Origin of the sequence: Streptosporangium sp. OZ121 (assembly GCF_051918885.1) — a bacterium.
GTDB lineage: Bacteria > Actinomycetota > Actinomycetes > Streptosporangiales > Streptosporangiaceae > Streptosporangium.
In genome coordinates, this window is record NZ_JBPXMC010000035.1 from 24,771 (window position 1) to 49,632 (window position 24,862).

General features: G+C 69.2%; 24 protein-coding genes and 1 tRNA gene. 6 read left to right on the top strand and 19 right to left on the bottom strand.

The window, feature by feature from the left end; translation table 11 throughout:
• Positions 1-23: 23 nt before the first annotated feature.
• A complete protein-coding gene (locus ACTOQ1_RS37435) occupies positions 24-1,196 on the bottom strand; it encodes a cysteine desulfurase family protein (RefSeq protein ID WP_440072774.1) in 1,173 nt (390 codons plus the stop codon).
• 12 nt (positions 1,197-1,208) lie between these two features.
• Positions 1,209-1,868: an ArsR/SmtB family transcription factor gene (locus tag ACTOQ1_RS37440; RefSeq protein ID WP_440072776.1), complete on the bottom strand. Its 660-nt coding sequence runs from the start codon at positions 1,866-1,868 to the stop codon at positions 1,209-1,211.
• A 78-nt stretch (positions 1,869-1,946) separates the two neighbouring features.
• Between ACTOQ1_RS37440 and ACTOQ1_RS37445 the strand changes: the two genes are divergently transcribed.
• Together ACTOQ1_RS37445 and ACTOQ1_RS37450 are read left to right on the top strand one after the other, a co-directional pair.
• Positions 1,947-3,260: an MBL fold metallo-hydrolase gene (locus ACTOQ1_RS37445; RefSeq protein ID WP_440072777.1), complete on the top strand. Its 1,314-nt coding sequence runs from the start codon at positions 1,947-1,949 to the stop codon at positions 3,258-3,260.
• A complete protein-coding gene (locus ACTOQ1_RS37450; protein WP_440072778.1) occupies positions 3,257-4,489 on the top strand; it encodes an MFS transporter in 1,233 nt (410 codons plus the stop codon). The genes ACTOQ1_RS37445 and ACTOQ1_RS37450 overlap by 4 nt, the downstream gene beginning before the upstream one ends.
• Positions 4,490-4,514: 25 nt before the next feature.
• On the opposite strand, the gene ACTOQ1_RS37455 is transcribed toward ACTOQ1_RS37450, so the two are convergent.
• Positions 4,515-4,856, bottom strand: coding sequence for a YciI family protein (locus ACTOQ1_RS37455; protein WP_440072780.1), 342 nt, complete (start codon positions 4,854-4,856; stop codon positions 4,515-4,517).
• A gap of 218 nt (positions 4,857-5,074) precedes the next feature.
• Here ACTOQ1_RS37455 and ACTOQ1_RS37460 point away from each other — a divergent pair, with 218 nt between their 5' ends.
• The gene (locus tag ACTOQ1_RS37460; protein WP_440072781.1) at positions 5,075-6,460 is read left to right on the top strand and encodes an aminotransferase class V-fold PLP-dependent enzyme; all 1,386 of its coding nucleotides are present in this window, start codon (positions 5,075-5,077) and stop codon (positions 6,458-6,460) included.
• Between the two features lie 20 nt (positions 6,461-6,480).
• Here ACTOQ1_RS37460 and ACTOQ1_RS37465 read toward each other — a convergent pair whose 3' ends face one another.
• The 10 genes from ACTOQ1_RS37465 to ACTOQ1_RS37510 all read right to left on the bottom strand — a co-directional run bounded on the left by ACTOQ1_RS37465 (position 6,481) and on the right by ACTOQ1_RS37510 (position 15,583).
• Positions 6,481-6,831, bottom strand: coding sequence for a DsrE/DsrF/TusD sulfur relay family protein (locus ACTOQ1_RS37465; protein WP_440072782.1), 351 nt, complete (start codon positions 6,829-6,831; stop codon positions 6,481-6,483).
• Positions 6,828-7,700: a phosphonate ABC transporter, permease protein PhnE gene (phnE, locus tag ACTOQ1_RS37470; RefSeq protein WP_440072784.1), complete on the bottom strand. Its 873-nt coding sequence runs from the start codon at positions 7,698-7,700 to the stop codon at positions 6,828-6,830. Before phnE ends, ACTOQ1_RS37465 begins: the two co-directional genes overlap by 4 nt.
• Positions 7,697-8,467, bottom strand: coding sequence for a phosphonate ABC transporter ATP-binding protein (locus tag ACTOQ1_RS37475; protein ID WP_440072785.1), 771 nt, complete (start codon positions 8,465-8,467; stop codon positions 7,697-7,699). The genes phnE and ACTOQ1_RS37475 overlap by 4 nt, the downstream gene beginning before the upstream one ends.
• The gene (gene phnD, locus ACTOQ1_RS37480; protein WP_440072786.1) at positions 8,464-9,372 is read right to left on the bottom strand and encodes a phosphate/phosphite/phosphonate ABC transporter substrate-binding protein; all 909 of its coding nucleotides are present in this window, start codon (positions 9,370-9,372) and stop codon (positions 8,464-8,466) included. Before phnD ends, ACTOQ1_RS37475 begins: the two co-directional genes overlap by 4 nt.
• Positions 9,369-10,577 (bottom strand): acyl-CoA dehydrogenase family protein, encoded by a 1,209-nt coding sequence (locus tag ACTOQ1_RS37485; RefSeq protein ID WP_440072788.1) that lies wholly within the window; start codon positions 10,575-10,577, stop codon positions 9,369-9,371. Before ACTOQ1_RS37485 ends, phnD begins: the two co-directional genes overlap by 4 nt.
• Positions 10,578-10,637: 60 nt before the next feature.
• Positions 10,638-12,077, bottom strand: coding sequence for a DHA2 family efflux MFS transporter permease subunit (locus ACTOQ1_RS37490; RefSeq protein WP_440072791.1), 1,440 nt, complete (start codon positions 12,075-12,077; stop codon positions 10,638-10,640).
• Between the two features lie 228 nt (positions 12,078-12,305).
• Positions 12,306-13,544 (bottom strand): ABC1 kinase family protein, encoded by a 1,239-nt coding sequence (locus ACTOQ1_RS37495; RefSeq protein ID WP_440072792.1) that lies wholly within the window; start codon positions 13,542-13,544, stop codon positions 12,306-12,308.
• 50 nt (positions 13,545-13,594) lie between these two features.
• On the bottom strand, positions 13,595-14,338 hold the full coding sequence (locus ACTOQ1_RS37500) for a hypothetical protein (RefSeq protein ID WP_440072794.1): 744 nt from the start codon (positions 14,336-14,338) through the stop codon (positions 13,595-13,597).
• 11 nt (positions 14,339-14,349) lie between these two features.
• Positions 14,350-15,087 carry a DUF6073 family protein gene (locus tag ACTOQ1_RS37505; RefSeq protein WP_440072795.1) on the bottom strand — a complete coding sequence of 246 codons (738 nt, stop codon included), beginning with the start codon at positions 15,085-15,087 and terminating at the stop codon, positions 14,350-14,352.
• A gap of 52 nt (positions 15,088-15,139) precedes the next feature.
• Positions 15,140-15,583 (bottom strand): hypothetical protein, encoded by a 444-nt coding sequence (locus tag ACTOQ1_RS37510; RefSeq protein WP_440072797.1) that lies wholly within the window; start codon positions 15,581-15,583, stop codon positions 15,140-15,142.
• Between the two features lie 315 nt (positions 15,584-15,898).
• On the opposite strand from ACTOQ1_RS37510, the gene ACTOQ1_RS37515 reads away from it, so the two are divergent.
• Together ACTOQ1_RS37515 and selB are read left to right on the top strand one after the other, a co-directional pair.
• Positions 15,899-15,992, top strand: a tRNA-OTHER gene (locus ACTOQ1_RS37515).
• Positions 15,993-16,032: 40 nt separating this feature from the next.
• Positions 16,033-17,799, top strand: a complete 1,767-nt coding sequence (selB, locus tag ACTOQ1_RS37520) for a selenocysteine-specific translation elongation factor (RefSeq protein WP_440072798.1) — start codon at positions 16,033-16,035, stop codon at positions 17,797-17,799.
• Between the two features lie 180 nt (positions 17,800-17,979).
• Here selB and selA read toward each other — a convergent pair whose 3' ends face one another.
• The 4 genes from selA to ACTOQ1_RS37540 form a co-directional block, all read right to left on the bottom strand.
• On the bottom strand, positions 17,980-19,329 hold the full coding sequence (selA, locus tag ACTOQ1_RS37525; protein WP_440072800.1) for an L-seryl-tRNA(Sec) selenium transferase: 1,350 nt from the start codon (positions 19,327-19,329) through the stop codon (positions 17,980-17,982).
• A 61-nt stretch (positions 19,330-19,390) separates the two neighbouring features.
• Positions 19,391-20,461: a selenide, water dikinase SelD gene (selD, locus tag ACTOQ1_RS37530; RefSeq protein ID WP_440072801.1), complete on the bottom strand. Its 1,071-nt coding sequence runs from the start codon at positions 20,459-20,461 to the stop codon at positions 19,391-19,393.
• A 94-nt stretch (positions 20,462-20,555) separates the two neighbouring features.
• Entirely contained in the window at positions 20,556-21,107 is a 552-nt protein-coding gene (locus ACTOQ1_RS37535; protein ID WP_440072803.1) for a carboxymuconolactone decarboxylase family protein, read from the bottom strand.
• A 321-nt stretch (positions 21,108-21,428) separates the two neighbouring features.
• On the bottom strand, positions 21,429-22,103 hold the full coding sequence (locus ACTOQ1_RS37540; RefSeq protein WP_440072805.1) for a winged helix-turn-helix transcriptional regulator: 675 nt from the start codon (positions 22,101-22,103) through the stop codon (positions 21,429-21,431).
• A 95-nt stretch (positions 22,104-22,198) separates the two neighbouring features.
• Here ACTOQ1_RS37540 and ACTOQ1_RS37545 point away from each other — a divergent pair, with 95 nt between their 5' ends.
• Positions 22,199-22,753, top strand: a complete 555-nt coding sequence (locus ACTOQ1_RS37545) for a peroxidase-related enzyme (protein ID WP_440072806.1) — start codon at positions 22,199-22,201, stop codon at positions 22,751-22,753.
• Between the two features lie 55 nt (positions 22,754-22,808).
• Here ACTOQ1_RS37545 and ACTOQ1_RS37550 read toward each other — a convergent pair whose 3' ends face one another.
• Both ACTOQ1_RS37550 and ACTOQ1_RS37555 read right to left on the bottom strand, forming a co-directional pair.
• Complete coding sequence (locus tag ACTOQ1_RS37550; protein WP_440072808.1) at positions 22,809-24,014, bottom strand: sulfurtransferase TusA family protein; 1,206 nt, start codon at positions 24,012-24,014, stop codon at positions 22,809-22,811.
• Positions 24,011-24,862 carry a phosphate/phosphite/phosphonate ABC transporter substrate-binding protein gene (locus ACTOQ1_RS37555; protein WP_440072809.1) on the bottom strand — a complete coding sequence of 284 codons (852 nt, stop codon included), beginning with the start codon at positions 24,860-24,862 and terminating at the stop codon, positions 24,011-24,013. Before ACTOQ1_RS37555 ends, ACTOQ1_RS37550 begins: the two co-directional genes overlap by 4 nt.

Consider the following 24,862-nt stretch of genomic DNA (forward strand, 5'->3'; position numbering starts at 1 on the left):
GGTATCGCCGCCCGTTGATCGGATCAGAATGCGGTCTTCTGCCCGGCGCGAAGTCGCAGGGCGGAATTCGCGAGGAGCCGGGCGGCGGTCTTGACCTGGTTCTTGGTGGTCCAGCGTCCCAGCGAGAGCCGTATCGCCGACAAGGCTCGCTCTCTTTTCAATCCCATGGCCGTCAGGACCGCGGAGGGTTCGGGGTCGCCTGTGTGGCAGGCGGATCCGGTGGCGGCCGCGATCTGGGGGGTGGCGGCGATCAGGGCGGTTCCCTCGACGCCTGCGACGCTGAGGTTCACGGTGCCGGGCAGTCGACGGTCGGGGTGGCCGTTGAGGTGGATCGATCCGGGCAGCTGCTGCAGCAGGTCCCGGTGGAGCAGGTCGCGGAGGTCGCGGAGCCGGGAGGCTTCGCGGTCGAGTTCGGTGGCGGCCAGGTCGGCGGCGGCCCCCAGCGCGACCGCGTACGCGACGTTCTCGGTTCCGGCTCGAAGGCCCCGCTCCTGATCTCCCCCGTAGACGACGGGTTCGATGGTGACGCCTTTGCGGACGTACAGCGCGCCGATGCCCTTGGGCGCGTAGAACTTGTGGCCGGCCACGGTGAGCAGGTCGACGCCGAGGTCTTCGACCGCCAGCGGGATCTTGCCCACCGCCTGGGCGGCGTCGGTGTGGAACAGCGCCCCGTGGCGATGCGCGATCTCGGCGAGGTCGGCGATCGGCTGCAGGACGCCCGTCTCGCCGTTGGCCGTCATGATCGACACCAGGAAGGTCTGCGGGGTGAACGCGGCTTCGAGGGCTGCCGGGTCGACGAGGCCGTCCTGGTCCACCGGCAGGAAGGTGACGCGGACGTCGTGCCGGCGTTCCAGCGCCCGGCAGGTGCGCAGCACGGCGGGGTGCTCGGTCTGCTGGGTGATGACGTGGCCGCCACCGGCGGCCACGGCCAGGCCGCGGATGGCGGCGGTGTCGGATTCCGAGCCGCCGCCGGTGAAGACGATTTCTTCCGGGCTGCCACCGAGGAGGGCGGCCACCCGCGAGCGGGCCTCCCGCAGGGCGCGGCGTGGTTCCTCCGCGTAGCGGTAGGAGGTCGACGGGTTGCCGAAGAACCTGGTGACGTACGGCCAGGCCGCTTCGGCCACCCGGGGGTCCACGGGTGTGGTGGCGTTGTAGTCGAGGTAGATCACGTTGTTGTCGAGACCCGGGTGATTCACTGTGGCTCCCTGTCAGGAGGCGATCGGCAGTCCGGCCCGCCGCCACTCGGGCAGCCCGTCCTCAAGCAGCCTGGCCTGGAACCCGTGCCGGCGCAGCAGGCGCACCGCTTCCGGCGCCATGACGCAGAACCGGCCCCGGCAGTAGGCGACGATCAGGGTCTCGCAGGACAGCTCCGCCAGCCGCGCGGCCAGCTGGTCGTGCGGGACGGACAGCGCGCCGGGAATGTGGCCGGCCGCGTACTCGGCCTGCGGCCGCACGTCGATCACGGTGACGTCGCCACTCTTCAGCAGGGCCGCCAGTTCGGCTCGTCCGACCGGCTGCAGGTCGCCGAGTTCGCCGAGGTAGCCGTGGGCGGCCCGTTCCACCTCGGCGAGCGAGGCCGTCGCGACGCTCTTCATCTGCTCGACGAATTCTCCGACGGCGTCGTCGGTCAGGCGGTAGAAGACGTGCGTTCCGGAGCGCCTTGTCGTCAGCAGGCCCGCCGACTGCAGGATCTTGAGTTGCGCGGAAGTGTTGCTCAGCTTGGATCCGCAGGTGGAGGCGAGGTCTTCCACACCGCGCTCGCCCTGGGCGAGCACGTCGAGTATTTCCAGCCGGAGGGGGTTGGCGAGCGCCTTGCCTATTCGGGTGAACTGTTCGTACAACTGCGACTTGCGCTCGCGGTCACCCATGAGCCATCCTCCAAATAGTTATGGAATATTGTAACATGCCGTACAAAGGGGTACACAGTGGGCTTTTCAGGATCCCAGTTGATTCCTCTGGTCGACGAGGGACTCGGGAACACGTCCTATCTGGTCGACCTCGGCGACGGACGCGCTCTCGCCGTCGATGTCTCCCGGGATCTGCGCGCCGTTCGGCGGGCCGCCCGGCGGCGCGGGCTCACGATCGCGTTCGCCGCCGACACCCATCTGCACGCCGACTTCCTGTCCGGTTCCCTCCAGCTCGCCCACGACCTCGGCACGCGGGTCCTGGCCTCGGCCGCCGGGGAGCGCGCCTTCGACCACGTCGGCCTGCGTGACGGAGACGAGGTCGACCTCGGCGGGCTGACCTTGCGGGCGATCGTCACTCCCGGGCACACCACGGAGCATCTGGCGTTCCTGCTGCTCGACGGTAACCTCCCGGTGGGCGTCTTCACCGGAGGGTCCCTGATCGTGGGTTCCGCGGCGCGGACCGACCTGGTGTCCCCGCAGCGGGCCGTCGAGCTGGCGCACGCGCAGTACCACTCGTTGCGCAGGCTCAGCCTGCTGCCCGAGGAGGTGGCCGTCTGGCCCACGCACGGCGCGGGGTCGTTCTGCTCGGCGCCGCCGGGAGCCGAACGCGTCTCGACGATCGGCAGGGAGAAGGAGACCAACCCGCTCCTCGCGGCGCCGGACGCGGACGCGTTCGCGAACTGGCTGCTCGCAGACCTCGGCAGTTTTCCCGACTACTTCCTGCGGCTCGGCGAGGTCAACCGGATCGGTCCCGCCGTCCTCGACGAGCGCCCTTGCCTGCCCTCGCTCACCGTTGAGGCGGCGGCCGCCAGGGGGGCCACCGTGGTCGACGTCCGCCCGGTCGGCGACTTCGCGCGCGGGCACATCCCCGGCTCCATCTGCATCCCGCTGCGCGACCAGTTCGCCAGCTGGCTGGGCTGGATCGTTCCGGCCTCCGCGCCCGTGGCGATCGTCCGCAATCCCGACCAGGATCCCGAGGAGATCCTCTGGCAGGCACTGAAGATCGGCCATGAGAACCTCATCGGGCAGGTGGCCGGGGACTGGCCGCGCGACCTGGCCACGATGGACGTCGTCACACCCGAGCAGCTCGGACGTGACGACGTCCTCGACGTGCGCCAGGCCGCCGAGTTCCGGGCCGGGCACCTTCCCGGAGCCGACCACATCGAACTCGGCAGCCTCGCGGGCGCGCACCTGGACGACCGCCGGCGGGTGGTGATGTGCGGCCACGGGGAACGCGCGGCCACCGCGGCGAGCCTGCTGCGGCGGGCCGGCCACGGTCAGGTCAGCATCCTGTCCGGGGGCCCCGGCGACTGGGCCGAGCTCACCGGCGCCTCTCTGGAAAAGGACAGGTGAGAGAGCCGCCCCGGCTCGGACTGCGCGCGAACCTGGCGCAGTTCGTCCTGCTGGTGGCCGTGAACGCCCTGGTCGGCGGGATGCTCGGGCAGGAGAGGACCGTGTTGCCGCTGCTGGCCGAGCAGACGTTCGCACTCAGCGCCTACAGCGCGGTCCTGACCTACATCCTCGCCTTCGGGGTGACCAAGGCGATCAGCAACTTCTTCGCGGGCACGCTCTCCGACAGGTACGGCCGCAAACCCGTCCTCATCGCCGGCTGGCTCGTCGGGCTGCCGGTGCCGCTCCTGCTGATCTGGGCCCCCTCCTGGGGATGGGTCGTCGCCGCCAACGTGCTGCTCGGCGTCAACCAGGGGCTCACCTGGTCCACGACGGTCATCATGAAGATCGACCTGGTGGGGCCGCAACGCCGGGGACTGGCGATGGGCTTCAACGAGTCGGCCGGATACCTCGCCGTCGCACTCACCGCCCTGGCCACCGGATTCCTGGCCGAGCGCTACGGCCTGCGCCCGGCGCCCTTCCTCCTCGGCCTCGCCTACGCGGCTTTGGGCCTGGGTGTCTCCCTCCTGCTGGTCAGGGAGACCCGCGGGCACGCGCGGCTGGAGGCCACGACGCACGAGGCCACCCGGTTGAGCACCTCGCAGGTCTTCGTGCTGGCCAGTTTCCGGCACCCCTCCCTGTCGGCGGTGAACCAGGCCGGAATGGTCAACAACCTCAACGACGGGCTGGCCTGGGGGCTGTTCCCGATCCTGTTCGCCGCCCACGGCCTGCACCTCGCGCAGATCGGCCTGCTCACCGCCTTCCTTCCCGCCGTCTGGGGAGCGGGACAGATGATCACCGGCGCGCTCTCCGACCGGCTCGGGCGCAAGCATCTGATCACCTCCGGAATGCTCCTTCAGGCGGCCTCGCTGGCGGGTGTCGCGCTGGGGACGGGCTTTGCCGCGTGGGCGGCCGCCGTCGCCCTGCTGGGCGCCGGGACCGCCATGGTCTATCCCACGCTGCTGGCCGCCGTGGGAGACGTCGCCCACCCCAGCTGGCGTGCCCGCGGGGTGGGCGTCTACCGCCTGTGGCGCGACGGAGGGTTCGCGGTGGGTGCCGTGCTGTCCGGCGTCATCGCCGACCTGTACGGGATCCCCGCGGCCATCTGGGTGGTCGCCGGGATCACCGCCGCCTCGGGTCTTGTCGTGGCCGCCCGGATGCAGGAGACCCACCGGCGCCCCGCGGCGGGGTGATCTCGGCCAGACTCCCGTCCCTTCCTCACGCGGTGGGCCGGATCTCCACCGTCGCGCGGGCCGGCCAGTCGCGCACCATGTCCAGCGCCTCGTCCAGGTCGGCCACTTCGACCTCGACGTAGCCGGTGAACGCGTCACGATCCGCGCAGAACGGTTCGTCGAGCACCCTGAGCAGCGGCCCCTGCCCCGGACGCAGGGTGGTGGCGGTCTCATACGACCTCAGCCGGCGGCTGTGGGTGATCCTTCCGGCGTGGGCGGAGAACCACCGCTCCACTTTTGTGGACATGTGATCGCACTCGTTGTCGTCCGTCGCCTCCCAGGGCTGCTCGGCCCGCTCCGCGCCGCGAAACATGAGGGTGTATCTCACGCGTGCACCTCCTGCCTGAAAGACGAACGGCAATCGCCGTATTTCTACATCTATAGGGGGCGACTTCCGTAAGGGCTCAACACAAGTCGCGAAATGGCGCAACACCTCAAACAGGCATAAACAACTTACTTTAGATACATATAGTCAAATGCTAGGCTTTATAAAAATATAGTTCCCTCTGGACGACTTCGGCGGGGACGCCGTGCACAGGAGGCGTTGTGACAGACCAGAGCACTCGAGCCGCGTCGCACGATCCAGGCGACGCCACCGCAGACAGTCTCGACCGGCGCACGCTGCTGCGCGGCAGCGCCCTCGCGGGCGCGGGCGTGCTCGCCGCGGGATGCTCCACGGCCCAGGCGGGCACCCCCTCGCCCGCCGCGAAGCCGGACTCGGCCCGTTTCAACCCCCGCAGCTGGGAGTCGGTACGCGCGCAGTTCCCGCTCACCCGGCGCTACGCGCACTTCTCGGCGTTCATGCTCGCCTCGCATCCCGCGCCGGTCAGCGCCGCGATCGGGCACTTCCGTGACGGCCTGGACTCCTTCCCCCAGCAGTACGGGCTCGGGATGGACGACTTCCGGCGCAGCGACGACGTGCGCAAGGCCCTGGCCGGTTACATCGGCGCCAAGGCCGAGGACATAGCGCTGACCGACAGCACGACGATGGGCATCGGCCTGGTCTACGGCGGCCTGGACCTCAAGGCCGGCGACGAGGTCGTCACGACCGAGCACGAGTTCTACTCCACCCACGAGTCCCTGCGGCTGCGTGCGCAGGCCGACGGCGTCGTCGTGCGCACGATAAAGCTCTACGACGATCCGGCGAAGGCCTCCGCCGGTCAGCTCGTCGCCAGACTGCGCGCCGCGATCACCTCCAAGACCCGGGTGGTGGCGGTGACATGGGTCTATTCGAGCACCGGCCTGAAACTTCCCGTGAAACAGGTCGCGGCCGCCATCGCCGAGATCAACCAGCGGCGTGAAGACGAAGAGCGCATTCTGCTGTGCGTCGACGGGGTGCACGGGTTCGCCGCTGAAGACGTGACGATGCAGGACCTGGGCTGCGACTTCTTCATGACCGCCACCCACAAATGGCTGTTCGGGCCGCGGGGCACCGGCTTCGTCTGGGGCAGAGCCGAGGCGTGGGCCCGGTTCCGGCCGGTGGTGCCGAGCTTCTCGATGCCCGCCTTCACCGGCTGGCTGACCGGGCAGCCACCGACCGGCGCACCGGGCGACCTGGCCACACCGGGCGGCTACCACTCCTTCGAGCACCGCTGGGCGCTGGCCAAGGCGGTGGAGTTCCACCAGGCCATCGGCAAGGCCCGCGTCGCGGCCCGGACCCGCTCCCAGTCCGATCAGCTCAAGGACGGCCTGGCCAAGCTCAAGCACGTACGCCTCATCACGCCGCGTTCGGCGGAGCTGTCAGCGGGGATCATCTGCTGCACGGTCGACGGGCTCACGCCCGAACAGGTGGTCCAGCAGCTGTTCGCCGAGCATCACATCTCAGCCGCCGAGACCCCCTACCGCGAGTCCTTCGTCAGGTTCGGGCCGAGCATCGTCACCGATCCCCAAGAGGTGGAACGGGTCATCCGCGCGATGGCGACCCTGGGCTGAGAAGGCGCCGGTCGGGCTCGTCACACGTTGATCGTCTTGTCCGCCCAGGCGGTCCACTGGGCCAGTTCCTTCATCGAGGACCGGTGGGTCCCCTTGGCCACGTTGTCCTCGCTGACACCCCGCGCGTCCAGGCAGGCGCCGCAGGACCCGATCTCGGCCTCCTTGTCCACCAGGCCGCGGATCATCTTCGCGATGTTGTAGTAGCCGTTGGGCGTCTTCTGGCCGTCCATCGCCGAGATCACCGCGTCGCCGAACAGGAAGACCTTCACCTCGTTCTCGTCCTCGTCGAGCATCTCCCTGGCCCAGCGGATGCCGTTGTAGGTCCGCTCGGTACCGTACGGCGGGTCGTGCAGGACGAACAGGAATTTCATCGGACGCTCCTTCCGAAAAATGATCGATGCGGATGCGGTGTGCCTCCGCCCGCGCGCCCGGAGGCCGCACCCAGGCGGCTCCGGAAGACCTTGGATATCCGGTCGACGCCGATGACCAGGATCACCACCGACGCGACCAGGGTGGCCAGCTCCTGGTATCGGAACAGGTGCAGCGCGATACCGAGGGCCTGGCCGATCCCCCCGGCGCCGACGAAGCCGATCACCACCGAGCTGCGGATGTTGCACTCCCACTGGTAGAGCACCTGGGAGGCCAGGTGCGCGCGGGCCTGCGGGATGATCCCCAGCAGGGCGGTGGTGAAGCGGGAGCCACCCGTGAGCCGCATCGCCTCGACCGGGCCGGGGTCGACGGCCTCCAGCTGTTCCGAGCACAGCTTGGCCAGCACACCGGCCGAATGCAGGCTGATCGCGTAGACGCCCGCCGCCGGGCCAAGACCCACGGTCGCCACGAACAGCAGAGCCCACAGCAGCTCGTGGACGCTGCGCAGCAGGGTCGCCACCGTCCGCGCGGCGGCGCCCAGCCAGCGCGGCGCCTGTACGTTCCCGGCCATCACGACGGCCAGCGGCAGCCCGATCACCGCGCCCAGCAAAAGCGCGGCCACCGACATCTGGAGGGTCTCGACCGCGGCGGTGAACACCCTGCTCAGCAGGTCCGCGTCCAGATCTGGCGGGAACAGGCCCGATATCAGCTGCGCGGCACCGGCCCTGCCCTCGATCAGGGACCCCAGCCCGACACCGGTACCGGCCAAAGACCACAGCACCGCCGCCACCACCACGGCGCCCAGGAGCCAGCGCAGCGACCGCCGGGGAGAAGGGGAACGCCAGGCCACGCCCCGGCTCGGCGCGCTCATACCGGTATCTCCTCGGGCGCGCTCTTGCCGTAGATGCGCTCGATCTCCTCGGCGTCCGGCGGTTTGCCGTCGAAGACGATCTTTCCTTCCCGTAGCGCCACCACCCGCTCGAAACGCCTGGCCACGTTCAGGTCGTGCGTGGTCGCCAGAAGGGTCGCGCCGGAGCCTTGCAGGTGGTCGAGCGCGACAGTGGCGCGTACCGGATCGAGGCCGGAGGTGCACTCGTCGGCGAGCAACAGCCGGGGCCGGGTGAACAGGGCTCGCGCCAGGGCCACCCGCTGGCGCTCCCCACCGGACAGGTGCTCGACCCGGTCCGCGAGCAGGGACTCGATGTCGTGGATGCGGGCCAGTTCGCCCAGGCGCTCGGCGAAACGGCGCGGTACGGAGCCCACCAGCACCGCGGCCCAGTCCGCGGGTCTCCACGCGTGCGCGGCCCCGGCCAGGATGTTCGTGCGGGCGGTGAGTCCGGCGACCAGGTCGTCGCGCTGCCGCACGCATCCGATGGAGCGTCTCAGCCGGGTCAGGCCGGCACGGGTCCCGAAGGGATCCACCCCGTCGGCCATGACGGCGCCCCGCTCGGGGCGGAGCGCGCCCACGACGACGCGCAGGAGGGTCGTCTTGCCCGCTCCCGAAGGGCCCAGGAGGGCGATCTGCTCTCCTGGGGCGACACTCAGGCTGACGTCGTCGAGGACGGCCTGGTCGGTGAACGTGACGCGGACGTTCGACACCTCGATGCGCATCGCCTGCCCGCTTCGCGATGTGCTCACGGAGCCGTCAGCAGACCGAGATCGGCCGCTCGCTCGCGGACCTCGTTGTAGTGCGTGGCCGAGACCGCCGCGTAGCGCTTGGCGCGCATGAGGTCCAGCAGGCGGGGATCGGATATCTCCGTGAACGCCTTCACGATCGCGGCGCGGGCGCCCTGGCCCAGGTCCGGACCGGCGACCCACGGATACCCCATCACCTTGCGGGTCTCCACCACCCGCAGCGCGCCCTTGGGCACGCTTCCCTGCTTCTCCAGGCGATGCAGGATCCGCAACTCGATGCCTCCCGCGTCGGCGCTGCCCGACAGCACCGCCTGAGCCGTCGCGTCATGGCCGCCGGTGAAGGTGACCGCGGACAGCGGGGCGCACGAGGTGAGGTCCCGCGCTTGGCATCGGGCTCCGGCGTCGGCCAGCATGATGCGGGGATAGAGACTGCCCGAGGTGGAGCTGACGTCCCCGAAGGCGAACTTCGCGCCGGCGGCCACCACCTCCTTCGTCGACTGGAAGGGCGCGTCGGCCTTGGTGACGACGGCCGACAGGTACTCCGGGGTTCCCGTCTCCTGGTCGACCTCGGTGACGAGCGGCACCACCTTCGTCTGCGCCTCGGCCTGTACGTAGGTCAGGCCGCCCAGATAGGCGACGTCGAGTTTTTTGGCCGCCAGAGCCGTGACGACCCCCGCGTAGTTCGTCGCGACGAACAGTTCCACCTCGGTCTTCAGTCGTTCGGCGAGGTACTTGCGGAACGGCTCGTACTGGGCGCGCTGGGTCTCGGGCGAGATGTTGGGGATCACCCCCACCCGGAGGGTTGCGGGCAGCCCGTCGGAGCGGACCGCCGTCGCGGCCGAGCAGGCGACGGAGGTGATCAGGACTGACAATACGGCGAGAGCCGCCTTCAACCGTGTCCTGGTCACCGCTCGCTCCCGGGCGTCTGGAGGTCGGCGACGGGCGCGACGGCCACGTCGAGGGAGCTCGCGCCGATGAGCTCCTTGCCGGTGTGATTGTTGATGGGCATGATCAGCCCGGCTTGGACGTCGCGCCACATCCGCTCGAACGGCTGGCCGCGCATGTAGGCGGCGCCGCCGACCACGTCCAGAAGGCGGGTCATGATGGCGGCGGCGTTGTTCGTGCAGACGTTCTTGACGAAGGCGCACCGTCCCAGCCCTTCCTGGACGGTGAGCTGTTCCGTGAGACGGTGGCTGGACACCTCCGCGGCGTGACGCTGCAGCACGCTGCGGTTCACCTCCAGCATGATCTCCACATCCGCGACCGTGTCCTGGACGCGCGGGTCCCCTGCCAGGCCGCGGCGGCGGATCTGCGCGATGGCCCAGTCCAGGGCTCCGGCGGCGATGCCGGTGTAGACGGCCCCGAAGCTGGGAGCGGTCCAGCAGATGATGGTCTCCAGGACCTGGGCGTCGAAGTGCCCGACCGGTATCGACTGGACGACGCCGTGCTCGGGCACGAACAGTCCGTCGAAGACGACGTCGTTGCTCTGCGTGGCCCGCATGCCCAGGGTGTCCCACGTCTGCTCGATCGTGATGCCCGGGACCGAGGGGTCCACAAGCAACACCAGCAGGCGCGCCCCGTGGTCAGGGTCCTCATACCGCGCCGTCGTGGCCCACATCGTGGCGACGGAGCTGTTGGTGGCGAAGTTCTTGCGGCCGGTGATCCGGTACCCGCCCTCTGTGCGGGTCGCCGTGGTCTTGGCGTCCATGAAGAGGTTGGAGGTGCCGATCTCGCTGGCGATCGCGGCGAGCACCAACCGGTCCTGGCCCGCCAGCTGGAGCACCTGCGCGAGGGGCGGAGCGCCGGTACGCCGCCAGGTCAGCGCCCAGGAGCCGAGAGGTGCCACGTGCATGGCGTAGGCCAGGGCCGTGGCGGCGCCGGCGCTCGCGAGACGTTCCAGCACCAGCAGCATCTCCGCCTGCCCGGCGCCGAGACCTCCCAGCTCTTCGGGCACCGTCAGGCGCAGGAGTCCCGCCTCGCGCAGGTCGTTGTAGTCGTCGAAGGGGAAGGTGTTGTCGCGGTCGTGACGGCCCGCGCGTTCGGCGAGCGCCGGAACCACCTTGTCCGTCAGCGAGAGGAACCGCTGCTGGCGCTCGTCCAGGCACTGGCGCATGATGATCTCCTCGAAACTCGATGAGGTGTTGGCACAGCTGACGTGGTGGTAACCGGTGAGTCACGTGGTCATGGGCGTGGAACCGACGACCTCGCGGGGGCGTGAGCGCCGCCGGATCAGCAGCGAGCCGAACGCGGCGAGCAGGGCTATGGCGGCCAGCACGATCAACGCCGAGCGTTCGGCCGCGGCGAAGGCGTTCGTGTACGCCTCGCGTGCCTGCCGCACCTGGCCGCCGGGGCCCACCGGTGTCGCCGGCCAGGACGGCGAGCCGATCTGGACGATGGCGCCGACGAGCGCCACACCGAGCATGCCCGCGAGCTGCCGCCCGGTGTTGAGTACCCCGGAGGCCGCGGGAACCAGAGCGGCGGGCAGGCCTTTGATGGCCTCGGTACTGGCCGGCGCCATCACCAGTCCGACGCCGGCACCCACCAGGGCCAGCGGCAGAGCCAGGGTGAGCACCGTGGCGGACCGTCCGGCCAGCAGGGCGAACCACCCCACGCCTGCCGCCATGGCCATCATGCCCCCCATGATGATCAGCCAGCCTCCCGCCCGGTCGGTGAGCCATCCGGCCAGCGGGGAGAGCACCCCCGCCGCGACCGCCATCGGCAGGTAGACCAGCCCCGTGTCGATGGCCGTGCCGCCCAGCGCGCCCTGCACGTGCAAGGTGACGACCAGCATGAGGCCGAGCATCACGGTGAACTGCACACACGCCAGCCAGCCGGCGACGGTGAAGGAGCGGTGGGCGAACAGGCCCAGCGGCATGAGGGGATCGGCGTGCCCGCGCTCCCACCAGACGAAGACGGCGAGAAGCACCAGTCCCAGAACGAAGATCATGGGGATGGTGACGGGACCGGCGACCGTGCCCCACGCGTGCCGCGGTCCTTCGATGAGGCTGTAGGTGATCGCCGTCAGCCCGGCGGTCGCCAGCACGACACCACCCCGGTCCAGCGCCTGCCGCCGGCCGGCACGAACGTCGGGAACGTAGCGAAGGGTCAGCAGCAGGGCCAGCACACAGATCGGGACGTTGACGAGAAACGCCCACCGCCATCCCCAGCCGGTGACGATCAGACCTCCGCCGACCGGGCCGACGACCGCCGCCAGGGCCATGGTCGCGCTGACCACCCCGAGCGCGGCGCCGCGGCGGTGCTCGGGAAACAGCATGGCGACCAGGGTGAGGCTCTGCGGGACGATCATCGCTCCCCCGGCGCCCTGCACGACGCGGGCGGCGATGAGCTGTGCGGGGGAATCCGCCAGGCCGCACGCCAGCGAGGCGGCCACGAAGAGGACCAGACCCCCCAGCAGCAGACGCCGGGGACCGTGGACGCCTCCCAGCCGCCCCGCGGTGATGAGCAGGGCGGCGTAGACCAGGACGAACCCGTTGACGACCCACAGCACCTGGTTCAGGTCGGCACCGAGACCGTCGATCAGATCCGGGGCCATGACCTGGACGATCGTCGTGTCCACCATGACGACGAAGGCGGTCAGGCAGAGCGTTGCCACGGCGCCCACGGTGGCGGACGATTGTCGCGGGGAAGAGGGGGCGGGCATGCGAAGCTCCCAGATCGTTGTGATCGGTCTGGTCCGGGCTAATAACCCCATATCAGAAAAACGGACGAATGCTTTATAAATATATAGTTATCGTCTATCTTGACCAGAAACATGTCAAGACTCCTGGCTGATACTCCTACGAGTGACAACCGCTCTTCGTTGCGTGACCCATTCCGGTCCTCAGTCGAACGGCATTATGGAATTGACCAGCAAACCGTGCATGACGTGCGGCGCGGCCTCAAGCTGAAAGTCCATCATGGGGTGGAGACGGCGCACCGTCCCCTCAAGGGAGAGCAGGCACAACAGGGGGAACACGAACTCCGGCTCCGCGAAGAGCCGGTGCCTTCGCTGCAGATCGAAGAGGTCGACCGAGAAGGCGGCCAGGTCGAAGTCGCGGGCGACCGCACCGGCGTTCCGCACCACCAGATCGGCGATGTCGCGCCGGAACGCGGCCACGTCGGCGTCCTTCCCAACACTCCGGACAGTGGACAGCAAGATCTCTGCGCAGGATTCTCCGTCTCCCCGGATCATCCCGGCGAAGAATTGCGTGAACCTGCCTCTCGCCATATCGCTCAACCGAAACGTGAATCCGGCGTCAAGGATCACCAATTTCCCGTCGGCCTGAAAATAAACGTTTCCCTGATGCAGATCGACGTGGATAAAACCCTCGACGAAGAGCATCCGGTAGACGGCCTGTACCAGGATCACCACGCCGGCCTCCCGCGTTTCCCGCGGCAGGCGGTCGACGGCCAGGCGGTCGAGACCGCTGATGTAGTCCATGGTGATGACCCCGCCGGCGCACATGCCCTCGCGCGTCGCGGGAACCACAACCTCGGGCAACGAGCTCAGGTCGGCGCGCAGGCGACGCAGGTTGTCGGCCTCCTTGACGAAGTCCAGCTGCCCGACCAGCGAGTCCCCGATCTGCGTGACGATGTCGACCATGGGCACGCGCCGAAAAGGCGGGAGGCGGGTGATAAGCCGGGCCGCCAGCCGGAACATCGCGATGTCGGCCGCGAAGCGCCGGGCGATGTCAGGACGACGCACCTTGATCGCTACCTCCCCGTCGTCCCGTTCTGACCGGTAGACGCAGGCGATCGATCCGCTGGCCACGGGCGGGCGGCGCAGGGCCTCGTCGAACCCCGCGGGCAGCGCGCCGAAGGCGGCGCGGGCCTCCCCCAGCGCCTGGCGGCCACTCATCGGCCGCACGTTGTCGTGAAGCCGGCCGAGGGCGGCGGCCGTGGTGTGTCCCACCAGGTCGACGCGGGTCGCCAGGAGCTGGCCCGCCTTGAGGAAGGCCCCGCCCAGCCGTTCGGCCAGGTGGGCCACCTCCGTGGCGACGCGTTCGCGCCGGGAGGCCGCCGGCGAGGTGAGGGTCACCCCGAGCACCCGCAGCAGGAAGCGAAAGACGTGGACGGCCACCTGCAGGGCGCGTCCCAGCAGCAGTGCGGGCGAGGGCCGGGCCGGCATGCTCACTCCCGTTCCTCGCGCAGCCGGCGCGCGACCGCCTCGCGAAGAAGCGGCGGGCTCATGTCGAAGTCCGCCGCGGGGATCGCCGTCGCCGGACTGGTCCGGACGAAATCGCTGCGGTGACCGCCCTGTGACCGCGAGACCCTGATGCGTCTGGGCAAACGGTCCTCTTCCGCCTCACCCTGCTCGATGAGTTCCCAGCGCCTGACCTGCTGGGCGCCATCGTGTACCGTGCGCGCGAGCACCATGCCGTGGCGCGCGCCGACGACTTCGCTGACACGCAGCCCTGGCATCGAGGACGGCCCAGAAAAGCAGCGCGTCTCGACCCCGGGCGGGAGGTCCGGCAGCCGATCGGCGCACAGGCCGGGGGCGACCGGTTGCAGGGCGGGATGCGGCCAGGCCATGAGGTCCACGTATCCGATCTCGGTGAGGGGCAGGCAGTCGAACACGAGCCGGTCCACCACCTGCAGCGGCTCCCTCATCGTGGGCAGGTAGGTCTGGACCGCGCAGGTCGCCAGAGCGAGGTCCTCGTCGATCCATACGTAGGTGCCGAAGAGAACCTCCGGCTTCATCACGAAGATCGCGGTCGCCGCGCTCTCCCGGCCGGGGGGCCCGGAGAAACGGCGCGCGAACAGGTACCTCATCGGTTTCTGCCCGATGGTGGCCTCAACGCTGAAGGCATAGGACACGAGCCGGCCCGCGCGAAAGTTCGCTCGGGCCGGCCCGGCAACACGCACGTCATCCATCGCCTAAGTTCCTAGGCGAGCACTCTGGCGAGCTCGGCTGGAACCACCGCGCTCGTGATCGGGATGTGGTGGAGAAGATTCCCGATCTCGATGTCGGCGGCGATCAACTCACCTACGCGACGGCCTTCGCCGTCGTACAGCGTGTAGTGCTTGGAAGTACGCGACACGTCCCCGATCGGCGGGACCATCGCAACCCGAGACTCCAGACGGACCACCTGGTCGCCGGTGTCCACGGTCATGCCGAGCTGCTCTACCTCGAACCGAGGATAGATCATGGTAATACAGTCCTTGATGGGCATCACCGAGCCGTCGTCGGGGGCGGGACTCGGCTTGACCCGGGCTCCTTCCGCCTTGCCAGGCGAGTTCGAGACCTTGACCTGACCGAAGATCTCGCTGTGTCCCGTCACCTGAAGCGACAGGAACTGCGCGGTGATCGTCGAGCTGGCCCAGTCGAGGGCGACGCCCTCGGCCGCGTGCGGGTCGTGGCGACGATAGATCGCCATGCCGTGGAGGTCGACGATGTCCTCACCGAGACCGTCGATGCGCACGTGAATGCGCTCGCGGACGGTGAAGGACTCGAGGGCCGACGGTGTCAGCGTGTACGGGCGGATCGGGTAGAGGTTACCCGGCCCTCCCCACGCGGACTCGTGACCCTTGACAACCTCCGCCGGCGAGAGCGTCGCGTCGTCGATACCCGACGCGACGCCCCTGTCGAGGAGCTGTCTGAGGATTCCCTGAGGTTCGCTCACAGTTCAACCTTTCGAGTGAGAGCGATGGAGCGTGGTTGCCCGGCGTCACCCACTAGTTGTCAAGTGACGCCATGAGGACATCGAGCGAGTCGATGACGTGCGCGAAGTCGACTGTCCGCTCGCGGACCTTGGTCTTGTCGACCGTCTGGTCACCCAGTTCGATCGCGAGCACCTCGATCAGCCGATCGAGGTTGTTGTAGGCGATGCTCACCGGGAAGTGCTTGAGCGGCGTCTCGAAGCTGGGATCGGCCGTGGGAGCCCCCGACTCCATCACGCCCTTCGAGCCACTCGCCTCCCGCCAGGACCGCTCCACCGTGAGGTCGTAGGAGTGGAACGGGCCCAGGTAGTGCGGCTTCCAGAGCCGGCGCAGCTCATTCGCGGAGATCCTCCTTTCCAGGTAGTCCACTGCCACGGGGACGAACCGCTCGCGGTAGTCGGCGAGCAGGGGGCGAACGTCCGGGGATGTCGTCGACAGGGGGCTGTCCGCGATGGTCATGTCTTTCTCCCAACCTGGGTTCTCGGCTGATCAGGACGCCTCTCGAAGTGGAGTCTCCGGATGCCGCCGCAAGCTGCCGGATCCGGTGAGGGCCGCGCTCAGCGACCCTGAGCATCGGCGTCACCCATAGTTGATTACTTTAACTTCATATAGTCAACACTTCGGCCGGGAAAATTTCTCCGCAGAAGGCCCGTAGATCGCTTCTCCACAAACTTCCTTTTGAATAGCCACATCAGAGCCAGACGGAAAGAGGGCGAGGAAGTTCCGGTGTTCGATCGGTTGACAGCACGCTACAGGTATTATTAGTTAGGTGCTGGAGGCGTTAGGTGCCTGGTGGCCCTCCCGGTCTACAAAACCGATGGGCGGCGTTAACGTCGCTGGCGGGTTCGATTCCCGTTCGCCTCCGCCAAAAATCGTCGCGTCACTCCTTGAGCGATGGGAAAGCGCGTATGCATGTAGTCGCGACCGCAGGCCACGTAGACCACGGAAAGTCGACGCTCGTACGCGCCCTCACCGGCATGGAGCCCGACCGCTGGGCCGAGGAGCGCCGGCGAGGCCTCACGATCGACCTGGGTTTCGCCTGGCGGACACTGCCCTCGGGCAGGCCACTGGCCTTCGTCGACGTTCCCGGCCACGAGCGCTTCGTGACCAACATGCTCGCCGGTGTGGGCCCGGTTCCCGCCGTCATGATGGTGGTCGCCGCGGACGAGGGCTGGATGCCGCAGTCGGCCGAACACCTTTCGGTGATCGACGCGCTGGGGCTGGGACACGGGCTGCTCGTCGTCACCCGATGCGATCGCGCCGATCCCCTGCTCGCGGTCGAGGAGGCGACCTCGGAGATCGCCAAAACCTGCCTGGGCCAGGTCGAGGCCGTCACCGTCAGCAGCACGACGGGAGAGGGCGTCGACGACCTCCTCGAGGCGCTGGACAGGCTCGTCACCGCGCTTCCCCCCGCGCGGGCCGATGAGCCTGTCCGGTTGTGGATCGACCGGGCCTTCACCATCAGGGGAATGGGCACGGTCGTCACCGGCACGCTGCCCGCCGGTACCGTGTCGGTGGGTGATGAGCTCATCCTGGCCCCCTCCGGGCGTCGCGTCCGGGTCCGCGGCCTGGAATCGCTCAAGAAACGTCTCTCCTCGGTCTCCGGTGTCGCCCGCGTGGCGGTGAACCTCAAAGGGGCCGAGCTGACGGACGTCGCACGCGGTATGGCGCTGGTGTCACCGGACCGCTGGACCGCCACGAGCACCGTCGACGTCCGTCTGCGCGGCGCCGGCGCCGACGACCTCGGAAGAGAGTCCATCCTGCACATCGGCTCCGCCGCGACCGCGGTGCGCCTGCGACGCCTCGGCGCCGAGACCGCCCGGCTGACGCTCACCACACCGCTGCCGTTGCACGTCGGAGATCGCGCGATCATGCGAGACCCCGGCTCTCGCCGCATGGCGGGCCTGACCGTCCTGGACGTCCGGCCCCCGCCGCTCAACCGCCGCGGCGCGGCCGCGGCCGCGGCCCGCGAGCTGGCCGGATGGCCCGAGCGGCCGACCGGAGGCGCGCTGCTCCGCAGGCACGGTTTCCTGAAACGAGCCGAGCTGGCCATCATGGGCTGCGAACCCGAGGACGGGCCCGTGGTCGGCGACTGGCTGGTCGACCCGGTCCGCTGGAACTCCCTGGCCGGCGAGCTCTCCGAAACGGTCAACGCCTACGCCGACCGCAACTCCCTCGCTCCGGGCCTGCCGGTCGAGTCGGCCAGGCAGCTGCTGAACCTGCCCGACCGGCGCCTGGTGGAGGCCCTCGTACGGCCTCCGTTGCGGATGGAGGGCGGCCGTGTGCACCGGCCCGCCGCCGCGCCCACACTGCCCGCCTCTCTCGCCGCGGCCGTGCGCCGTCTGGAAAAAGAGCTGGAGGCGGCCCCCTTCAAGGCCCCTGACGCGGCTCATCTCGCCGACCTGGGCTTCACCTCGAAGTCGGTGATCACCGCTGCGCGCGCAGGCGCCCTGCTCCGGCTGGCCGAAGGTGTGGTCCTTCCCGTCGAAGCGGAGGGCAAGGCCGTGCAGATCCTGAGCCGGCTGCCGCAGCCGTTCACCGCGAGCGAGGCCAGGAGCGCCCTGGGCACCTCCCGCCGTGTCGCCATCCCGCTGCTGGAGTACCTCGACAGCCGCGGCCACACCGTCCGGGTGGACACGAGCACACGTCAGATGAGAACGCGCACGCCGGGCTGACCGATCGCCCGCACCCCAATCGTGGGTGAAGGCTCGCCCGGGTGTGTTCCTCTCCGCCTTCCGCCACCTCGATGAGGATGCCGCCGTCTCCCCGACGCGTGGCGCGCGAACGCGCGAGCCCACCGACCACGGCGAGGCCCGCCACGCTCGCAATACGGTCACCGACACCGGATGTCCGGATCAGTGCCCGATCGCGCGTCGCAGGCTCCGCAGCAGGATCTCGTCCTGATCGGGGAAGACGGTGCGAAGGTCCACCACGACACGTCCCCGCTCGGCTCGCGCGATGACGGGCAGGTCCTCGGCGCGCAGCCTGGCCATGACCGCGGTCTCGGTCACGGGCCGCGGATCGATCTGGACGAGCACGCTGGGCATGCCCTCACCGGGAAGGCTGCCGCCACCGGCCACGCTGGCGCCCTCCCCCAGCGAGGCGGCTTCGCCCAGGGCCTGGACCATGCGTTCGGCGCGGGATCTGACGTCCCCCAGAGGCAGGGTGAGCATCCGCCACACGGGGAGTTCCTCCAGCCGGCCCGACAGGTGTGTCTGCAGCGTCGCCTCCAGGGCGGCGAGGGTCAGCTTGTCGATACGCACCGCGCGCGCGATGGGATGGCGCGACAACCGCTCGACCAGGTCCGACCGGCCCACGACGAGGCCCGCCTGGGGGCCGCCGAAGAGCTTGTCACCGGAGAAGACCGCCAGATCGGCTCCAGCGGCCAGGCTCTCCTCCAGCGTCGGCTCGTCCCCCATGTGTCCGCGCAGAAGTCCCGATCCGATGTCGTGCAGCAACGGGATACCGGCCTTCCTCGCCAGGTGGACGAGGTCGGTCAGGGAGGGCTGCGCGGTGAATCCCTCGATGCGGTAGTTGGAGGGGTGGACCACCATCAGCAGGGCCGTTCGTTCGCTGATCGCGTTCGCGTAGTCGGCGAGGTGGGTGCGGTTCGTCGAGCCCACCTCGACGAGCTTCACGCCCGCGGCCTCCATGATGGCGGGGACACGGAACTCCCCCCCGATCTCCACCAGTTCGCCGCGGGAGACGAGGACCTCCCGATCGCGCGCCAGAACGCCGAGGGCGAGGAACAGGGCGGCCGCGGCGTTGTTGACCGCGAGGGCGCCGGGCGCTCCGGTGAGTTCACGCAGCAGGGCGTTGGCGGTGGCGCCCCGCCTGCCGCGCCCTCCGGTCCGCAGGTCGAACTCCACCGTCGAGTATCCGGTCGCGGTGTTGACGGCCTCCCTGGCCGCCGCGCACAGTGGCGCCCGCCCGAGGTTGGTGTGCAGGACGACCCCGGTCGCGTTGATGACGGCGCGCAGCCGACCGGCCGTGAGGGAGGCGACGGATCTCGCCGCCGTCCGCGCGATGTCGTCGAGCGAGGGCAGGGCCCGGCCCTCTGCGACGCCTTGGCGGGCCTGTTCCAGCGCCCGCCGGGTCATCTCGGTCATGAGCGGCCGTCCCCAGCTGCTCATCTGCTCGGCGATCCGGGGATGCGCCAGGACGACGTCCATCTTCGGCAGGGCACGGCGCGGATCGCCACTCATCGCCTTTACCTCCGGCCAGCTCGCAGCATATGGGGATGGTTCATGAGGCCCGCGTGGATCGTCAGGAGGGGCCGCCACGCACGGTGATGTGTCCGGCGTTCCCGGCGATCACCCGCCCGATCGGCGCGGCGGGCAGCCCTTGTGCCCGCAGTCGCTCCAGCAGGTCGTCCGCGGGTGCGGGCGCGGCGATGAGCAGGCCTCCGGAGGTCTGCGCGTCGTGCAGGAGCACCGAGATCTCCTCCTCGACGGACGGATCGGTGCGCACCCAGTCCGCCAGATAGCTCATATTGGCCCGGGAACCGCCTGACACGAATCCCTTGGCGGCCAGCTCGCAGGCCCCGGGCAGGAAGGGCACTCGGTGGGCGTCCACCTCCGCGGCGACGCCGCTGGCTCTCAGCATCCTGCGCAGGTGCCCGAGCAGTCCGAATCCGGTCACGTCGGTGGCGGCTCGGACCCCGGCCGCCAGCGCGAGCTCGCTCGCCGCCGCGTTGAGCGCCGCCATGGAGGCCACGGCGCTTTCGACGGTGTCGGCGTGGGCGGCGTCGTGCTTCAGCGCCGTGACGACGACCCCTGTTCCCAGCGGCTTGGTCAAGATCAGCTCGTCGCCGGCCCTGGCGTTGTCGATGGTGAACAGGCGTGCCGGGTCGGCGATGCCCACCACCGCCATGCCGTACTTGGGCACCGGATCGGCGATCGTGTGGCCGCCGACGACGGTGCATCCCGCGTCGGCCGCCACCGCCGCGGCGCCGCGCATGACCTGCGCCAGCATGCTGATCGGCAGGTCATCGCCGGGCCAGGCGGCCAGGTTGAGCGCGATGAGGGGCCGGCCGCCCATCGCGTAGACGTCGGACAGGGCGTTCGCCGCGGCGATGCGACCCCAGTCGTAGGCATCGTCGACGATGGGGGTGAAGAAGTCCGTGGTCAAGATCAGGGCCTGTGTCGCGTTGAGCCGCAGGACCGCGGCGTCGTCGCCTTCGGGCAGGCCGACGAGCAGGTCGGTGCCGGACGTGGAGATGATCGGGCCGAGATCGCCCATGAGCTGTTCGAGGGAGGCCTGAGGAAGCTTGCAGGCACATCCGGCGCCGGGTGAGAGAGAAGTGAGGCGGACGCTGTGCCGAGTTGATTCGCTCATCTCAGCCTTTCCAGGTGCTCATCGAAACTCTGGTGACCGATGGCGGCCGCCCCGACCTCACGCGGTGAGCCGGGCGGCCGCCGTCTGACCGGCCCTAGTGGCCGGTGGCGCACATCCGGTAACCGTCGTTGATGATCATCTGAGCCATCCCGACATAGGCGGCGGGGTCTTGGGGGACGATGGCGGCCAGCCCGTCGCAGTAGCGGTTGAACATGCAGAACGCCGCGGAGATGAGCACCGTGTCGTGGATCTCGGTGTCCGTGGCGCCGGCCTGGCGGGCCGTCTCCACCATCTCCTCGGTGACCTCCTGACCTCCGCGCTGTGTCGCGCCGGCGATGACCAGGAGCGCCTTGAGCTTGGAGGAGATCGGCGCGCTGGCGGCGTCGTCGATGACCTTGTCCACCAGCGCCCGGCCGCCGCTCTGCTGGGCGGCGCTGATCTCGGTGTGCGCGGAACTGCAGAAGTGGCAGTCGTTCAGCATCGAGACGTAGGCCGCGATCAGCTCGCGGTCACCTCGGCTCAGGGAGTGCGGGTTGCGCAGGAGCACCTCGGCGAGTTCGGCCAGCGGGCGCCCCGTCTCGGGACGGTACTGGAACAGGCCGGGAGTTCCGGGAGCCAGCTCGGGGGACATGGCGATGTGCGGCATTGTCTCTCCTCTGGGGGTGGTGCACGATCCTCGGCGCTGCCGTGGCCAGCGGTGAAAGGCGAAGACGCCACAGAAAAGGGGACGTCTTCTCGGGCGAGCCGCCACGGGCGTTGTCGTACCCGACACCTCAAAGTAGAACGCTTTAGAGATATATAGTCAAGCGTAAAGAGGCTCTGTTGCCAGGGGAGGTGTGAGCGGTTGTCGGATCATCGAAAAGAGACCTTCGTCAGCACATATTCAACTCAAAGATAGAGGGAGCGATCAATGACGGAGCGTGAAAGTATCGCGAAATTCTATTGTTTCTTAAATCAGGGGAAGGGGTCAGCGTGCGCCTGCGACGGCGTCCATCTCGGGCATGAGGCCCAGGAGGAAGCTGGAGCGCATGATCGCGTCGGGATCGCCGGACAGCATGAGCCTGCCCGAAGCCAGGGCCTCGAAGGGGGTCAGCCGCTTGGATCCGATCTCCACGAAGGTTCTGGCGTCGGTACGCGCCACCATGGAGCAGGGGCCGTCGTGCGCTCCGTCGGTCGCGCGAGGGACGCCTCCTTCGACGGCGATGTGGAAGGTGACGTCGTCCACATGAAATTCGTATACCTCGTCGATGTCCGACGCGCGCGCCGGGTCGATCATCGCCTGCACCGCGAGGAATCCCCAGTGCGGCCGGACCTCCTGGTCGGCCTGGGGCGGGCCGAGGAACGCCATCCCCCAGCGCGCCAGCATCAGCACCGGTTCGCGCAGCTGCCGGCCCGACTCGGTCAGCTCATACCCCTGGTCACGGGAGGTGGGTTTCACCAGGATTCCCTGCTCAGTAAGGGATTTGAGACGTTCCGCGAGCAGGTTGGTGCCGATGCCGGGAAGCTCGGCGACCAGTTCGCTGTAGCGCCGGGGGCCCAGCAGCAACTCGCGGATGATGAGCAACGTCCAGCGCTCCCCCACGATGTCGAGAGCCGAGGCCAGGCCGCAGTACTGCCCGTAGTTTCTCCGCACATGACTCATTGTGATCCTCCTCTTGAATTCTATACTTTATTTCTAGATAGGAACATACGACAAGAGGCGGATCGGGAGCGAGCATGGTGACACATTCGTCCGGTGTGCGAGTGCCTGTGATCCACGAGGCGGCTGCGACGGGAGACACGGCGGCGATCTACGAGGAGATACGGGACCGGCTGGGTTTCGGCCTGGTCCCCGACGTCTTCAAGCTGGTCAGCACACGCCCGAGTTATCTGCGGGCCTTCTGGGACGGATACCGTTCGGTCTTCCACGAGGGCGTCCTGGATCGCGACGTCAAGGAGCTGATCGCCGCCTTCGTCGCGCGGGAGGTCGCGTGCCGGTACTGCGTCGACGCCCACGTCCTCTTCCTGGACCTGATCGGAGCCGACCCCGGCCTTGCCGCGAGCCTTGCCGTCGCCGACATCGACGACATGGCGATTCCCGAGCCGACCCGTGAGCTCCTGCGGCTGGCTCATCGCATCACGCACGAGGCGTACCGGATCCTCGAGCAGGATTTCGTCAGGCTCCGGGCGGTGGGATGGAGTGACGAGCAGATCCTGGAGGCGGTCTGGACCGCGTGCCAGTTCAACTGGGTGGCGCGGATGGTCAACACCCTTGGTCTGAGCGCCCTGGGCCAGCTTTCCGAGCGGGGCTGACCCGATGGTGAGGGGTGCGGCGCCGGCCGCTCCAACGCGGCGCCGCACCCCCGGCTCACATGAAGTTGCGGGTGTGCAGGGCGGACAGCTCGGTGGCCTCGTCGTGCGGGAAACCCAGCCGCACGAGGCGGTGCCGGCGTCCCTCGTCCATCTCCGCCTGCAGTCGCAACACCTTCGCGTACCCGCGTTCGACGGCTTCTGGCGTCCATTCTCCGGCGGCCAGGGTGACCAGGGCGTCGAAGACGTCCTGGTTCAGCCCGGCGCTGCTGACGAGGGTCTCGTGCCGTCTCTCCACGGCGGCGCGAAGCCGGTCGCGCAGCGACGGATCGATCGCCGACTGGTGTTGCAGGTGGGCCACCCCGAAGGCGACGTGCCGCGCCTCGTCCTGGCGGGCGAGCCTCGCGACCTGGCGTGTCACCGGATCGGGGGCGTTCTGGTCGAGAAAGGTCAGCAGGTTGAGGAAGCTTCCCTCTCCCAGCACCGACAGCAGGAACGACGCGAGGGAGAAGTCCGGCTCGGTGAGCAGGGTGTTCAGCGATTCTCGCCCGCTCACCGACGAGGTGCCCATGTCCCCGCCGGTGAGCAGGGCCCGGCGGGTGAAGACCTCGACGTGCCGGGCCTCGTCGGCCGCCTGGACGGCCAGGAGCTGCAGGACCTCCTTGAAATGCGGGTGGACGCGGGCCAGCAGCCGGGCCGGGACGACCAGAGCCGCTTGCTCGTTCTCCACCAGGAAGGTCATCACCTGCACCACGGCCCGTTCGATCTCGTCGGACAGGCTGAACTCCGCGTCCCACGCCACGGCCGTGGCCGGATCCCACTGGGCGGCGGCCGCGTGCGCGTACAGGCTGGGTGCGATCGTGGACCAGACCAGGTCCCGGTGGATCAGGTCGACGGGAAGCTCCGGGCCGCCGGGTTCGACGAGTGCTCCGCGCGCCGCCAGGCCCCAGTGCCGCGGAGGGTCGGCGACGATTCCCTCGGGAGCGGGGCCGCCGGCGCGTTCGGCGTGTGCCCACCGGTCGAGATCGGTGCGGCCGCGCACCACCCGGGCCCGCACCTCGTCGTCGGCGTCCTCGACGAGGTGCACGCGGTGTCCTCTGCCCCGGCACCAGGCCTCGAGATGGACGACGAGCGCGGCGTCGTGGCCGGTCACCGCCAGCTCGTCTCCGGGTTCCAGGTCGCGCAGCGCCCGTTGCACCAGCAGGTGAGCGCCGCGCTCGAAGCTGAGGTCTCGAAGGTCGAGCAGGGGCGGCGGGCCGGTCATGGCGTGTATCCGTCCGCCGTGACGGCCCCGGACGCGTCGTAGAAGCCCGTCTCGTCGACCGCGGCCTCCAACGCGGCGTATCCGCTCGTTCTGCCGGGCTGCCACACGGTGAGTCCTTCGAGGTCGAACAGGGGGCGTACCCGAGGGTCGGCGTAGGACATGGACAGCAGGAGATCACCGAAGGTCTGGGTGACCTGCGCGGGCACGTGGTCGCCGACGCTCATGTTGCAGTGGTCGAAGGGCGGGGTCTGGGCGAGGACACGGGTGCTGCCCGCGGCGAGGGTGCCCTCACGGCCGAACAGCAGGTGGTTGGAGTCGATCATGCATGCGGCGGCCACCGTGCCGGCCGCGAGAGCGCGGGCGGCGTCCCGCTCGCCGCCGATGTGGTCGCCGTGCAGGCCCACACCGACGTCGAACCGGCGGATCGGCACATCGATCCCCGGTCGCAGGCCGCGCCCGGCCAGGAACGAGGAGGGGATCAGGGTGGCCTGCGGGGAGTCCACGGCGCCGACTGCGACGGTCTCCCCCTTCAGATCGGCCAGGTCCTTGTAAGGGGAGTCCGCGCGGACCACGATCACCGAAGTGAGGTCCCGGTCGGTGTCGCGCATGACCAGGGGGGTGAGCCGGCGCCGGCGGGCCTCGGCCAGGCGCCGGGCACGGATCCAGGCCAGCGGGGAGTTCCAGGCCGCGTCGATGCGCCCCTCCACGAGGTCTTCGGCCTGGCGCTCGTAGTGGGAGTAGAGGACAAAGTCGAAGGCGAATCCCTGGTCGAGCAGCCACGACCTGAACCCGCCCCAGATCGTCACCACCTTCGGGTCGTAGGCGACCGCACCCATGAGCAGCGTCAT